We start from the raw sequence: 12,385 nt of genomic DNA, 5'->3' as shown, positions 1-12,385 counted from the left end.
AAGGGAATGTAAATTAGACTCGAAAGTTTGATTACTCTTTCGGCGCCTTGTCAAGCGCATATCGCCAGGCTGGGCACGACGCGGACGACTAAAATTTCTGTTGACATACTCACTAGTCAAATTAAACGTATTAAAAGTCTTTAATTTAGGCGGAGAGGTTTGATGAAAACGGCCATCACTGAAATGTTTGGCATCGAAGCCCCGATCTTTGCCTTCAGCCACTGCCGCGATGTCGTCGTCGCGACGTCAAAAGCCGGTGGGATCGGGGTTCTCGGAGCCGCCTGGATGACGCCTGAGCATCTTGAGCAGGAACTGAAGTGGATCGACAATCACATTGAGGGCAAGCCCTACGGTGTGGACATGATCTTCACCTCGACCGCCTCCGACATCTCAGGCGGCAAGAGTCCCCGCAAGATCCTTCCACGCGAGCAGGTCGACTATATCAACGGCCTGATGTCCCAGGATGGTGTGCCCGAACTGCCGCAAGAAGATGTCGACGGCTGGTACGAGGACTATGCCGCGAACTTGAGCTTCACGCAGGAGGAGAGTGACGCCCTTTTTGAGGTCGCTATGCGCCACCCCGTCAAGCTGGTTGTCAGCGCACTCGGCGTTGCCCCATCAAGCGTGATCGACAGGGCTCACGCTGCCGGGATCAAGTTCGGCGCCCTAGTCGGATCGTCCCGCCAAGCCGAAAAACAGGTTGAAGCCGGCATGGACCTGATCATTGCCCAGGGCACAGAGGGCGGTGGACACACCGGAACCGTGGCTTCAATGGTCTTGTGGCCGGAAGTGGTCGATCGCGTTCATCCGATCCCGGTTTTGGCTGCCGGCGGCGTCGGCAACGGCCGCCAGATGGCGGCAGCACTTGCCCTAGGCGCAGAGGGCGTCTGGTGCGGAACGGTTTGGCTCGGTACCGTCGAAAGCGAGCTCAATCCGGATATGCGCGACGTCCTATACGCGGCCAAATCCACCGATGCAGTCATCACCTACGGCTATACCGGCAAGCCGTGCCGTGCGCTGAAAAGCAAGTTCACCGAGGCCTGGGCGGCTGAAGACGCGCCCAAGCCTCTGAAAGTCCCTCTCCAGTCAATTTTGTCGGGCGAGCCTTTCCGCAGGGCGGAGCGGTCCCATCGAAAGGACTGGATGACCTATGCAGCAGGTCAAGTCGTCGGCCAGGTCAACGAGCCGAAGACCGTCAAGCAGGTCGTCTACGACATGTTGACCGAATATGTCGACGCGATGGAGCGCATGGAGAGCCTGCTGCAGGACTGAGCCCCGCCCGTCCGAGAATTCGAAAGCCTCTGTGTTTTCCAAGATCCGGTTACAGGGTGAGACCGGCAAGCCAGTCACCTTCGTCAAAAAGCAAAGAGAGGGAATAACTATGAAGCGTATTCTAGCATTTACAGCAATGGCTCTGCTGGCCCAGGCCGCATCCAGTTTCGCGGCCGACTGTGCGACAAAGGTCAAAACCGTCCAGGAAGGTAAGCTGATCGTTGCTGCCTACGACTACCCGCCTTTCTCGGTCACCTCGGGCCAGGGCATTTCCGGCATCGACGTCGACATTGTCACCCGCGCCGCCAAAGAAAATTGTCTGGAGGTCGTTCCCATGGTGCTCGATCCGGCAGCAACAATCCAGGCGGTCGTCAGCGGTAAGGCAGACGTTGCCATAGGAAGCTGGAACCGCACCGAAAAACGAGCCAAGGCCGTGTCGATGTCGGCGCCGACCTATCTCGATCCAATGGGGATCTTCTCCAAGGATGGCGCAGACACTGTGGCCGCCTTCGACGGCAAGAATGTCGGTACCGTTCAGGGCTATCTTTGGGTTGGCGAGATGCAGACGATGCTCGGACCCAAGTTGAAGCTTTATCCGACGCCTGTGGCGCTCGCACAGGACCTAGAAGCCGGACGTATCGATATCGCCGCGGACGGTTACAATTCAGGCGCTTACATCCAGAAGACGGCGGACGGCTACAAGGGCATCCAGATCAAGCTCGCAAAGCCTGACGAGCGCATCCAGGCTTCGATCCTGCCCGCCCAGGCCGGCGTGATCTACACGAAGGGGAATGAATCGCTCGGGGCCGCCCTCGACAAAAGCATCGAAGGCCAGCACAAGGATGGGACGATTGTAAAAGAACTAGAAGCTGCCGGCTTTGACAAGAAGGTCGGAGACGTCGGTGAGCCTCGTATGGTGAAGTAGTCCTTTTCAGCCTTTTTACCGTGAAGACCGCTTCGGGCAGCCGAAGCGGTCTTTTGGTTTTTGCGGCCGTCCATGCTTGGTGGCTTGAACGGCTTTGCGAGCTTACGTCCGGGTTCTATTTTTCTGGCAACGGATCTCGGGTGAGGTCGTCGGCAAGACCATTGCGTGTCCGGCGTCGATTGGAACGGGACGTGACCGCGGAGGAGCTATATGTTGAACTGGCCTGGCATTCCCGATGATGCAATTGAGTTCTTTTACAAGGTGTTCGCCGAGGCGAACCGCATCGTGTCGGAGCGATTGATCAATGTTCCCAACATGCGCGAAACCAGCCTGGATGACGGGCTCATCGAAGCAATCATACCCTCTTGCGCCCCAAGACTTCTGCCGTCCGGAGCGGTCGTGCAAATGGACGTGCGCAATATTGGTGGCCTGCGACGTCTCTACAGTTGGGAGACAGCCGATATTGCAATCCTTGTTTTCGTCTACCGGGCCGAGGCGCTTATTGCGCAAAAGATTGGTCTATTACAGTCCAAGCGGCTCTACCCCTAGAACAATGATGTCCAGGACGAAGACCCGGTGGGATTTCAATATGGCATGAACGAGTTTCTGCGTCGGGATCCTCACTCACCGTTGCACAAGTTGAACGTCCAGTATGATTTCGTGGACGGCTGTAAATACGCTGCCCTGAAAGCGGGCAGCAAGCAGGTGGCGGCGATGAAGGACATGAACAACGTCTTTGGCGAGGTCGTCTACTACCTCCTTTATAATCCACCGACCGTGCCGTCATCGACCCGGTAAGTATGTCCGATTTGAAGAGGCTCCGGTCGGTTGCCGGGTGCGGACGACGGGCGCCGTCGAGACGTTGCTGGAAGCCCTCAAGGAGGGAGAATCGCCCACATATGCTCAGCTCGACTGTGCGCAGGCTTCCGGCAATTGGCGCCTTGAATTCTGGGTCGTTGATCTTTTGAAATGCAATGTCGGACAGCAGTTTGATGAGAGCCGAGAGGAAAAAGTCGCTCAAATGCTGGAGCGGCGGTCCGGACCGATCGGGGCGGCGACCGCGATATCCATCGCCTTGCCTGAGGATAGCTGATCCGGTGTTGGTGTTTCGATGAGCCGGGCGCCTCTCAGATGGGACGCCCGCTCGCCTGATCGGTCAAGCAGTCCAGCCCGCGGCGGCCATATCCCTGTTCAATTCCTTGCGCTCGCGCGCATAGTCGACAATATCGTCGGGAAGCGTGCGAATACGGGTCTTCGACTGAAGCTCCTCGGAGATATGGGCAACGACGCCGGGGAACGTCGACAGAAGGGCAAGACCTGTCATTTCGTCGGGGGTGAACGACATTTCCGTGAGGATGGCAGCCATCATGCCGACTTCGTTGATGGCCATCTCGGGCTTGGTCACCCGCTTGATGAAAGCGCGATGAACCGCTTCATACCAGTCGCAGACATCGCCCCACACGCCCGCCTCGACAGCAATCGTCTTAAGCTTCTGCGCTCGCGGGTCGAGATATTTGAAGTTCGGATGGCCGAAGCCGCCAACGCGCATCTTCGTCTGGCGGATCTCGTCGACCGCGGCTTCCGCACATTCGTCGATGGATGCGCCGGGCTTGCGGTGCGTGTCGTAGGTGTTGCGGATGAAGGTCCCGGCGCTATCAGGCGCAAGCGTATATTCGCCTGCCGAAAGCATTGCCGTCGCAAGACCGGCAACCATTGAGGGATTGCCGGAGACACAGTAGCGAGCTGCCACGGTTCCCGGCTTCTTCAGAGAATAATCGAGGACGGAGCAAAGGACCGCGTCGATCATCTTCGTCTGTCCCGGTGTCGGGAGCTTTCCGCGAATGAGCAGATAGGTTGCCGCCGCAAAGGACATGTTGCCGATAATGTCGCCCAGGCTGTAGCCGCGGATGAAGACATCTGCATCCTCGACATCGCTCACGCTGGTAGTCCACGACTTTCGCACATCGGTGGTCATCTACTCGGTCCTTCCTGAACTGGTATTCCGACCATCGACTGGCCGCTCGCCAAAATAGTTATCAAGGATCGAAATATTTGTCCAGCGGGTATGTTTTTTGGATTTTATGGTATAATTTCTTTTGGAGGCGATCGTTGCGAATCCGTCCCGCGCGGAGCTGATCGCGGCATCATCATTGGAGGCTCTTTTGAGAACTTACTCTGGCGTGGTTTATCCTTTGAATTGTGATGCCATGGGCCACATGAACGTCCAGTACTATGTTGCCGCTTTCGACCAAGCGATGTGGCACTTGGTTCATGCCCTGGGCTACCGCGCAGAGTGGCAGACAGAGCGTAGCCAAGGCTGGGCGGACGTCCAGCACACGGTGAGCTTTTCAAAGGAGCTTAAGATCGGCAGCCTCTTCTACATCGACAGTAACGTCGGGCGCGTGGGACAAACGTCACTGACAACGCTCCATAAGCTCTACGATATGGCCGGCAACCTCTCCGCGGCGAACGAGATCAAATCGGTCTACTTCGACCTCAAGGAGCGGAGAAGCTTGCCGTTGCCTGACGTGATCAGATTGGAGGCAGAGCAGTCGCTCTTCAGGCTCCAGGACATTCAGCCGCTCTAACCCGACGCGCAAACCACAGGCAGGGCCCGTATGAAAGATCATCATCTCGTCGTCGTCGGTGGCGGGTTCGCCGGCCTGCAACTGATCAACGACCTCAAGGGCGTTCCGACCCGGATAACGCTCATCGACAGGCGCAACCATCACCTTTTCCAGCCTCTGCTCTACCAAGTGGCAACGACACTCTTGGCGACATCGGAAATCGCCTGGCCGATCCGCTCTCTTTATCGGAACCGGTCGGAGGTGACGACGCTGCTCGGCGAGGTCGTTTCCGTGGACGCGAAAGCCAATGAGCTGTCGCTCAGCAATGGCGAGGCTATCTCATACGACAGTCTGGTGCTTGCAACGGGCGCAACGCACGCCTACTTCGGCCGGGATGAATGGGAGCCGGTCGCTCCCGGACTCAAGACGCTGGAGGATGCGACGACAATCCGTCGACGAGCCTTGCTCGCCTTCGAGAGGGCAGAGGCAACGCGGTCGTCAGGAGAGAAAGCAGCGTTTCTAACGTTTGCGATTGTCGGGGCAGGGCCAACAGGCGTTGAGCTTGCGGGGATCATCGCCGAGCTTGCCCACAGAACGCTTCCGCAGGAATTCCGCCGTATCGATACGCGTGCGACCCGCGTCCTCCTGATTGAGGCAGGGGGACGGATATTGCCAAGTTTTGACGAAGCGCTTGCGCGTTATGCACACGATAGCCTGCGTAAGCGCGGCGTTGAAATCATACTCGGTCGGCCGGTGACCAATTGCTCCGTCGAGGGGGTCACGGTCGGTGACGATTTCATAGCCTGCAAGACCATCATTTGGGCTGCAGGTGTGAAGGCGTCGCCTGCGGCCAAATGGTTGGGTACAAATTCCGATCGCGCGGGACGCACGATCGTGGATCCGGATCTGACCGTCTCCGGCCAGCCGAACGTGTTTGTCATTGGCGATACCGCTTGCGTGATCCAAGCTGAGGGGAAGCCTGTGCCAGGGATTGCGCCGGCCGCCAAGCAACAGGGTGCTTATGTGGCCAAGGTTCTCCGCGCCCGGCTAGCAGGAAAGAATCCGCCGGGACCATTCCGCTATCGCCATCAAGGCAGCCTCGCGACGATAGGTAACAGTGCAGCCATCATCGATTTCGGGCGTATCAAACTTAAGGGTTCGCTGGCGTGGTGGATATGGGGTCTTGCCCATATTTATTTTCTCATTGGAACCCGCTGGCGGTTTGCTGTCGCCTGGAGCTGGCTCTGGATTTCTATCAGCGGCCAGCACAGTGCCAGACTCATTACGCAACGCGAAACCATCAAGGAGTTTGCCAAGGACGAGTGATGAGGCTGCCACTTCCACGATCCGAAATCCATTCTATTGCAATTTGAATGCATAGACTCTTTTATAGACTTGTCAGTATGTATTTTTGATTGTTAGTTCAGTTTGCGTCGCCTTGTGCGACCGAACCAGGAGGGAACGAATGAGCATAGATAATCGCATCCTGACTATTTCTCGCCGCAACGCTTTGAAATGCGCCGCCGTCGGGGCCGGAGGAGCACTTCTGAATTTCGCATATCCTGTGTTCGCTGACGCGGCGTTAGACGGGCCGCTCGTGACCACTCACGAGGGAAAGCTTCGGGGAACATCCACCGACAAGCTCAACATCTTCAAAGGCGTCCGATATGGCGAAACGACTGAGGGGAACGGCCGCTTTCGACAGCCGACGCCCCTAAAGCCTTGGAACGGCATTCGAGAGGCGACCGCGCTTGGCGATCCATGCTTCCAAAACAACCCAGATTGGGTTGGTTGGAAAGAGGATAACAACGGCAGTGAGGACTGCCTGGTCCTGAACATTTGGAGTGCTCGCGGTAGCACGAAGAAGCCAGTGATGGTGTTTTTCCATGGCGGCTCTTACATGTACGGTTCTGGTGGTGCGCCAATGTATGACGCTGCCCATCTTGCCGAACGTGGCGACGTCTTGGCAGTGACCGTCAACCATCGCATTCACATGCTTGGCTTTATGCACCTCGCAGGTCTGTCTGCAGATTACAAGGGATGCTCCAACGCTGGACTGCTTGATCTCGTTGAAGCGCTCCGATGGATCAAGAGAAACATTGCCGCCTTCGGCGGTGACGCCGAGAATGTCACTATCTTCGGGGAGTCGGGTGGGGGCGGAAAAGTCAGCTGCTTAATGGCAATGCCTGCGGCAAATGGGCTCTTCCATAGAGCGATTGTTCAGAGCGGATCGCAGTTGCGCTTACGCTCTGCTGAAAAAACAACAGCGGATGCAAGAGCAGCTCTAAAGCTGTTGGGCGTCTCCGAAGACAATCTCCAGGCCTTGGAGAGCATTCCGCCGCAGACGATTTGGGATACCTACATCAAAGTATCAGAAGCAAACATTCGTGGCGGTTTTTCAGACATTGCCTTCTCGCCGGTACTCGACCCGGACACACTGCCGTTTCACCCTGGTTCACCGGAAGCGATTGACAACTCGAAGAGCATTCCGCTCCTTGTCGGCACCAACGAAGCCGAGGGCACGTTTCCGCTTTTGATTGCTGACTTGCTTAAAGCTCCGGCCGATGAGAAGTCGGTCAGCGGAATTCTGGAGCAGCTGTTTTCGAAGGTTGTAGATGAAGGTCGGACGAAACTCGCCGAATTGATTGACGCAACAAAGAAAAAGAACCCGGACATTGATCCCTACCACCTGCTTGTGGCGGTCTCTACTGAGTTGTGGATGACGCGTGATGCCATCGAACAGGCAGAATCCCGTTTCGAGCACAGTGCGTCCGATGTCTACATGTATCGCTTTGGCTGGAAGGAACCTTGCTTTGGTGGAGAATGGGCTACGCATGCGGCCGAATTACCGTTCTTGTTCGACCATCTCGACATCGACCTGATTTGGGGAGACCCAAATCTCGACGCTGCTCGCCAGAAGCTCGATCCTAATGAGAATAGATACAAGCTCCGTGACGCTGTGATAGGTTTGTGGTCGAGCTTTGCGCGAGATGGAAAGCCATCCGCAAACGCGTTGCCCACATGGCCGGCCTACGACACCAAGACGAGACAAGTCATGCGGCTCGACAGTGAATCCGTCGTCATTGCCGATCCATTAGGTGGCGACGTTCGCAAACTCCTTGCGAGCCTTGACGTGGGTGTGGGATCGTAACGAGGTCGGCACAGCGCATATCGCGCTGTGCCTGTCGCCTTGGCAGCTTCAGACGAGATCGTGTAGGGCAAGTGCTTTGTAGATTGCTTCTGACATTGCGCTGTCGTCTCTCGGAGCGTCGAGCACGATGAGCCGCTGCTGGTTCCAGTAGTAGATTGCTACAGGTCCAACGCTTCCATTTGGGCCTGCAGGCTCTTTTAGGCTGGCAGGAAAGGCGGAGGTCTGCTCAATTCGGCACAGCTCGATGACAGCATCCAGTCTAAAGCGCTTCTGGCGGAGCGTTTCATCCAGTGCGACAGCTTGCTGGATCGTTTCTGGGAAACCATGCAGAATAAAGCCATTGCGCGCATCCGACTCAGAAAGTCGCTCGATCACTACTCCTTGCGTGGTATCGTCTAAGACGACACCGCCGCCTTCCATCTCCTGCTGGGCGGCTGCGCCACCTACCGTTCCGTTTCTGACGGCCGCGCGTAGCATCTCTCCTGGAGAAAAATGCGGAACAGACAGTCTTTTTGAAAGAAGCGATGCCTGTGCGCCGATTCCTGCCAGATGAGGACCAATGATGACCATTCGCATGGAAACAATTGTTCGTTGAGCATCGGTGCGTTCACGGCGCAGGCCGGTGAGCCGTTTCGGATTTCTATTCGGATACGATCTGCCGTTGGGGATCGCGCAGGACGAGGTTCTTAATGATCGCTGAAAATACCCGAACGCCGTTGTCATCGTAGGTTTCTGCGAGCCAATGAACAATGCCGAGGTGAGGCTTGCTTCGAGACTCGCGTAAAGACTTCACCGTGAAAGTCGCGCTGAGCTTACTTTCAGGAAGCAGCGGCTTGAGGAAACGCATTTCATCCACGCCCAGCCCTGCAATAGCATTGCCCGTGAAGACCCCAGCGTTGACGCCCAGCCGCATAGTCAGCGCGTACGAGTGTGCCCCACTCGCGACAAGAGTCGCGAAGAAGCTGTTGGCTGCTCCTTCTTCACTCAAGTGAAACGGTTGTGGATCGAACTCGCCGGCAAATCGGATAATGGCGTCCCTTGTTAGCAAGATAGGCTCGCTACGAACACCGAAGCCAATCGACAGGTCTTCAAACCATAAATCTTTCACTTGAGCTTCCTACGAATTCGAGACCGGACGGCCACGGCTACATGTTCGGATAGACCGGCCCCTCGCCGCCCTGCGGCGGCACCCAGTTGATGTTCTGGTTGGGGTCCTTGATGTCGCACGTCTTGCAGTGCACGCAGTTCTGGGCGTTGATGACGAAGGTGTCCTTGCCGTTCTTCTCCACCCATTCGTAGACGCCGGCCGGACAGTAACGCGTCGACGGGCCGGCATAGATATCGTGCTCGGATCGCTTCTGCAGGCCCATGTCCTTGACCTGCAGATGCACCGGCTGATCCTCCTCGTGATTGGTGTTCGACAGGAACACCGAGGACAGACGGTCGAAGGTCAGCACGCCATCCGGCTTCGGATAGGCGATCGGCTTATGCTGTGCGGCCGGTTCCAGCGATTGCGCGTCGGTTTTGCCGTGCTTCAGCGTGCCGAAGAAGGAGAAACCGAACAGCTGGTTCGTCCACATGTCGAGCCCGCCGAGGCCGATGCCGATGAGCGTGCCGAAGTTCGACCACAGCGGCTTGACGTTGCGAACCCGCTTCAGGTCCTTGCCGATATCACCCTTACGCCATTCGTTCTCGATCTCGACGACCTCGTCATTGGCACGTCCCGCTTCGATCGCAGCGGCAATCTTTTCGGCGGCCAGCATGCCCGACAGAACCGCATTGTGGCTGCCCTTGATACGCGGCACGTTTACGAAACCGGCCGAGCAACCGATCAGCGCGCCGCCCGGAAACGTCAGCTTCGGCACCGACTGGTAGCCGCCCTCGGTGATGGCGCGAGCGCCGTAGGAGAGCCGCTTGCCGCCCTCGAAAGTTCCACGGATCGCCGGATGCGTCTTGAAACGCTGGAATTCCTCGAAAGGGTAAAGATAGGGGTTCTTGTAGTTCAGGTGCACGACAAAGCCGACGGCAACGAGATTGTCCTCCAGATGATAGAGGAACGAACCACCGCCCGTCTTCATGCCGAGTGGCCAGCCGAAGGAATGCTGGACGAGACCCTGTTTGTGGTTCTCGGGTTTGACCTGCCAGAGCTCCTTGATGCCAAGGCCGAATTTCTGGGGTTCGCGGTCCTTCGAGAGATCAAACTTGGCGATCAACAGCTTGGCAAGCGAGCCGCGCACGCCTTCGCCGATCAGCGTATACTTGCCGAGCAGTTCCATGCCGCGGGCAAAGTTCGGGCCGGGCTCACCGTTCTTCTCGACGCCCATGTCGCCAGTGGCAACGCCGATGACGGCGCCCTGATCATTGTAGAGCACTTCGGTTCCGGCAAAACCCGGATAGATCTCGACACCGAGCGCTTCGGCCTTCTCGGCCAGCCACCGACAGACGAGGCCGAGCGAGACGATGTAGTTGCCGTGATTGTTCATCAGCGGCGGCATGGCGAAATTCGGCAGGCGGATCGAGCCGGCCGGGCCGAGCAGCAGGAACTGGTCGTCTTTCACTTCCGTCTTGAACGGATGCCCCTCCTCCTCGCACCAGCCCGGCAGCAGCCGGTCGATGCCGATCGGATCGACAACGGCGCCTGACAGGATATGGGCGCCGACTTCAGCACCCTTTTCGAGGACGACAACCTTCAGGTCCGGATTGACCTGCTTCAGCCGGATAGCCGCAGAAAGCCCTGCAGGGCCAGCTCCTGCGATCACCACGTCGAATTCCATGCTTTCGCGTTCGGGCAGATCAGTCATCTCGTTCATCAATCCTCCTTACCGCCGTTCCATGTTGCACCAGAGGCAAAGGAGGGGCTTTGAAACGGAACGGAGGGCCACAAGCTCGCCGGCGCCGCAATAGCTGAGCTCTCCAACGCTCACACGCTTCCATCCTTCCTGAGTGGCAGAGAATTCCATCGGGGAAAGCGCGAGAAACGACCGCGCTTGATACTGGATGTGATCGGGAAAGCGTGTGAACGGCGCCATCAGCAACAGGCCGATGCGAACATCGCTGCGTTCTTCGATGCCACCTGGACCGACCAGAAGCGCATGCGCGTGCCCGCTGTCAAAGTTACAGCTGGCGAACGGTCCCGAAGGGCTTCGCGTCCATTCGAAATTTCGTGTCAATGCATGAAAGTTTTGCCTTAAATCGCCGAGGATGCCAGTGCTGTGGGATAAACTTCCCAATGCGCTGTCAAAAGTCTCGCTCATTTGCGCAGACAGTGCCGACGAGGCCTCCGCGAGCGCGAAGCGGCCGGGCCTGATCAGCTTCTCGAAGACCTTTCCCGCGATGCGTTTCGGCATTAGCGGCGTATCCGGAGCTACCATTGCGCCGTACATCCCGTTCAAAATGCTCTGCAGGGCAACCGGCCGCCCGACAGAGCGACCGTCTCCCCTCTTTGCTCCACTCGTCTCGCCAAGGAGCAATAGATCATCGCGGCGGTCTGGCGTCCTGCGGAAGCTTTGGGACATCTGGCGTTAGAGTGACTTTTCGAGTTGTGGCAGGATCTCGAAGAGATCCCCGATGAGGCCGTAGTCAGCGACCTGGAAGATCGGCGCTTCCTCGTCCTTGTTGATGGCGACGATGACCTTCGAGTCCTTCATGCCGGCGAGATGCTGGATGGCACCAGAGATGCCGACGGCGATGTAGAGCTGCGGTGCGACGACCTTGCCGGTTTGGCCGACCTGCCAGTCGTTCGGAGCGTAACCGGCATCGACGGCAGCGCGCGAGGCGCCGACGGCCGCACCGAGCTTGTCGGCAACCGGCAGGATGACTTCACGGAACTTCTCCGCCGAGCCGAGCGCGCGGCCGCCCGAGATGATGATCTTAGCAGAGGTCAGCTCCGGGCGATCGGAGGCGGAGACATCCTCGGACACGAACGACGAGAGCAGTGAAGAAAGGGCTGCCGTCGAGATCTGCTCGACAGCAGCAGTCGGGCCTTGGGAGGCCGGGGAAAAGGAAGCGGTGCGCACGGTGATGACCTTCTTGGCGTCGGTCGACTGCACCGTCTGGATCGCATTGCCAGCATAGATCGGGCGCTTGAACGTGTCGGCGGAGACGACCTCGATGATTTCCGAGATCTGCGCGACATCGAGCAGGGCTGCAACGCGCGGAAGCACGTTTTTGCCGGTCGAGGTGGCGGCGGCGATGATCACGTCGTAGCTGCCTGCCAGCGAGACGATCAGGTCGGCGAGTGGTTCGGCCAGATTGTTGGCGAGTTCGTCGCTTTCGGCAAGCAGAACCTTGGAGACGCCTGCGAGCTTGGCAGCTGCATCGGCAGCGGGCTTGGCGCCTTTGCCTGCCACCAGCACGTGCACGTCACCGCCGATCTTTGCCGCGGCGCTCAGCGCCTTGGCGGTCTGGTCGGAAAGGCTTGCGTTATCGTGGTCAGCCAGAAGAAGAATGGCCATGGTTCTGTTCTTCCTT

Annotated in this window: 14 protein-coding genes; 8 read left to right on the top strand and 6 right to left on the bottom strand. The window is 57.7% G+C overall.

Annotated features, from left to right (window positions below):
* The first annotated feature begins 162 nt into the window (after positions 1 to 162).
* The 5 genes from HJB84_RS26205 to HJB84_RS26185 all read left to right on the top strand — a co-directional run bounded on the left by HJB84_RS26205 (position 163) and on the right by HJB84_RS26185 (position 3,290).
* Complete coding sequence (locus HJB84_RS26205; RefSeq protein WP_221117323.1) at positions 163 to 1,272, top strand: nitronate monooxygenase family protein; 1,110 nt, start codon at positions 163 to 165, stop codon at positions 1,270 to 1,272.
* 109 nt (positions 1,273 to 1,381) lie between these two features.
* Positions 1,382 to 2,197: an ABC transporter substrate-binding protein gene (locus HJB84_RS26200; protein ID WP_221117322.1), complete on the top strand. Its 816-nt coding sequence runs from the start codon at positions 1,382 to 1,384 to the stop codon at positions 2,195 to 2,197.
* Positions 2,198 to 2,407: 210 nt separating this feature from the next.
* Positions 2,408 to 2,746: a hypothetical protein gene (locus tag HJB84_RS26195; protein ID WP_221117321.1), complete on the top strand. Its 339-nt coding sequence runs from the start codon at positions 2,408 to 2,410 to the stop codon at positions 2,744 to 2,746.
* A 45-nt stretch (positions 2,747 to 2,791) separates the two neighbouring features.
* A complete protein-coding gene (locus tag HJB84_RS26190; protein ID WP_221117320.1) occupies positions 2,792 to 2,995 on the top strand; it encodes a hypothetical protein in 204 nt (67 codons plus the stop codon).
* A 64-nt stretch (positions 2,996 to 3,059) separates the two neighbouring features.
* Entirely contained in the window at positions 3,060 to 3,290 is a 231-nt protein-coding gene (locus HJB84_RS26185) for a hypothetical protein (protein ID WP_221117319.1), read from the top strand.
* A 63-nt stretch (positions 3,291 to 3,353) separates the two neighbouring features.
* Here HJB84_RS26185 and HJB84_RS26180 read toward each other — a convergent pair whose 3' ends face one another.
* Positions 3,354 to 4,172, bottom strand: coding sequence for a citryl-CoA lyase (locus HJB84_RS26180; RefSeq protein ID WP_221117318.1), 819 nt, complete (start codon positions 4,170 to 4,172; stop codon positions 3,354 to 3,356).
* Between the two features lie 121 nt (positions 4,173 to 4,293).
* Here HJB84_RS26180 and HJB84_RS26175 point away from each other — a divergent pair, with 121 nt between their 5' ends.
* The 3 genes from HJB84_RS26175 to HJB84_RS26165 all read left to right on the top strand — a co-directional run bounded on the left by HJB84_RS26175 (position 4,294) and on the right by HJB84_RS26165 (position 7,915).
* Positions 4,294 to 4,785 carry a thioesterase family protein gene (locus tag HJB84_RS26175; RefSeq protein ID WP_221117317.1) on the top strand — a complete coding sequence of 164 codons (492 nt, stop codon included), beginning with the start codon at positions 4,294 to 4,296 and terminating at the stop codon, positions 4,783 to 4,785.
* Positions 4,786 to 4,815: 30 nt separating this feature from the next.
* A complete protein-coding gene (locus HJB84_RS26170) occupies positions 4,816 to 6,090 on the top strand; it encodes an NAD(P)/FAD-dependent oxidoreductase (RefSeq protein WP_221117316.1) in 1,275 nt (424 codons plus the stop codon).
* 139 nt (positions 6,091 to 6,229) lie between these two features.
* Positions 6,230 to 7,915, top strand: a complete 1,686-nt coding sequence (locus HJB84_RS26165; RefSeq protein WP_221117315.1) for a carboxylesterase/lipase family protein — start codon at positions 6,230 to 6,232, stop codon at positions 7,913 to 7,915.
* A 48-nt stretch (positions 7,916 to 7,963) separates the two neighbouring features.
* Here the strand turns inward: HJB84_RS26165 and HJB84_RS26160 are convergent, their stop codons facing one another.
* The 5 genes from HJB84_RS26160 to HJB84_RS26140 all read right to left on the bottom strand — a co-directional run bounded on the left by HJB84_RS26160 (position 7,964) and on the right by HJB84_RS26140 (position 12,369).
* Positions 7,964 to 8,638 carry a nucleoside monophosphate kinase gene (locus HJB84_RS26160; RefSeq protein ID WP_221117314.1) on the bottom strand — a complete coding sequence of 225 codons (675 nt, stop codon included), beginning with the start codon at positions 8,636 to 8,638 and terminating at the stop codon, positions 7,964 to 7,966.
* On the bottom strand, positions 8,556 to 9,023 hold the full coding sequence (locus tag HJB84_RS26155) for a MaoC/PaaZ C-terminal domain-containing protein (protein WP_221117313.1): 468 nt from the start codon (positions 9,021 to 9,023) through the stop codon (positions 8,556 to 8,558). Before HJB84_RS26155 ends, HJB84_RS26160 begins: the two co-directional genes overlap by 83 nt.
* 37 nt (positions 9,024 to 9,060) lie before the next feature.
* A complete protein-coding gene (locus HJB84_RS26150; protein WP_221117312.1) occupies positions 9,061 to 10,725 on the bottom strand; it encodes an electron transfer flavoprotein-ubiquinone oxidoreductase in 1,665 nt (554 codons plus the stop codon).
* Between the two features lie 9 nt (positions 10,726 to 10,734).
* Positions 10,735 to 11,262 carry a dimethylsulfonioproprionate lyase family protein gene (locus tag HJB84_RS26145; protein ID WP_221117311.1) on the bottom strand — a complete coding sequence of 176 codons (528 nt, stop codon included), beginning with the start codon at positions 11,260 to 11,262 and terminating at the stop codon, positions 10,735 to 10,737.
* A 174-nt stretch (positions 11,263 to 11,436) separates the two neighbouring features.
* Positions 11,437 to 12,369, bottom strand: coding sequence for an electron transfer flavoprotein subunit alpha/FixB family protein (locus HJB84_RS26140; RefSeq protein WP_221117310.1), 933 nt, complete (start codon positions 12,367 to 12,369; stop codon positions 11,437 to 11,439).
* Positions 12,370 to 12,385: the final 16 nt, after the last annotated feature.

Origin of the sequence: Rhizobium sp. NZLR1b (assembly GCF_019685155.1) — a bacterium.
In the GTDB taxonomy this organism is placed as follows: Bacteria; Pseudomonadota; Alphaproteobacteria; order Rhizobiales; family Rhizobiaceae; genus Rhizobium.
This window is presented reverse-complemented; position numbering and strand designations above follow the sequence as displayed.

What these genes read in the sequence shown, in the direction of transcription:
- HJB84_RS26205 (WP_221117323.1), top strand. Translation starts at nt 163, where the DNA reads ATGAAAACGGCCATCACTGAAATGTTTGGCATCGAAGCCCCGATCTTT.
- HJB84_RS26200 (WP_221117322.1), top strand. Translation starts at nt 1,382, where the DNA reads ATGAAGCGTATTCTAGCATTTACAGCAATGGCTCTGCTGGCCCAGGCC.
- HJB84_RS26195 (WP_221117321.1), top strand. Translation starts at nt 2,408, where the DNA reads ATGTTGAACTGGCCTGGCATTCCCGATGATGCAATTGAGTTCTTTTAC.
- HJB84_RS26190 (WP_221117320.1), top strand. Translation starts at nt 2,792, where the DNA reads ATGAACGAGTTTCTGCGTCGGGATCCTCACTCACCGTTGCACAAGTTG.
- HJB84_RS26180 (WP_221117318.1), bottom strand. Translation starts at nt 4,172, where the DNA reads ATGACCACCGATGTGCGAAAGTCGTGGACTACCAGCGTGAGCGATGTC.
- HJB84_RS26170 (WP_221117316.1), top strand. Translation starts at nt 4,816, where the DNA reads ATGAAAGATCATCATCTCGTCGTCGTCGGTGGCGGGTTCGCCGGCCTG.
- HJB84_RS26165 (WP_221117315.1), top strand. Translation starts at nt 6,230, where the DNA reads ATGAGCATAGATAATCGCATCCTGACTATTTCTCGCCGCAACGCTTTG.
- HJB84_RS26160 (WP_221117314.1), bottom strand. Translation starts at nt 8,638, where the DNA reads ATGACAACGGCGTTCGGGTATTTTCAGCGATCATTAAGAACCTCGTCC.
- HJB84_RS26150 (WP_221117312.1), bottom strand. Translation starts at nt 10,725, where the DNA reads ATGAACGAGATGACTGATCTGCCCGAACGCGAAAGCATGGAATTCGAC.
- HJB84_RS26145 (WP_221117311.1), bottom strand. Translation starts at nt 11,262, where the DNA reads ATGCCGAAACGCATCGCGGGAAAGGTCTTCGAGAAGCTGATCAGGCCC.
- HJB84_RS26140 (WP_221117310.1), bottom strand. Translation starts at nt 12,369, where the DNA reads ATGGCCATTCTTCTTCTGGCTGACCACGATAACGCAAGCCTTTCCGAC.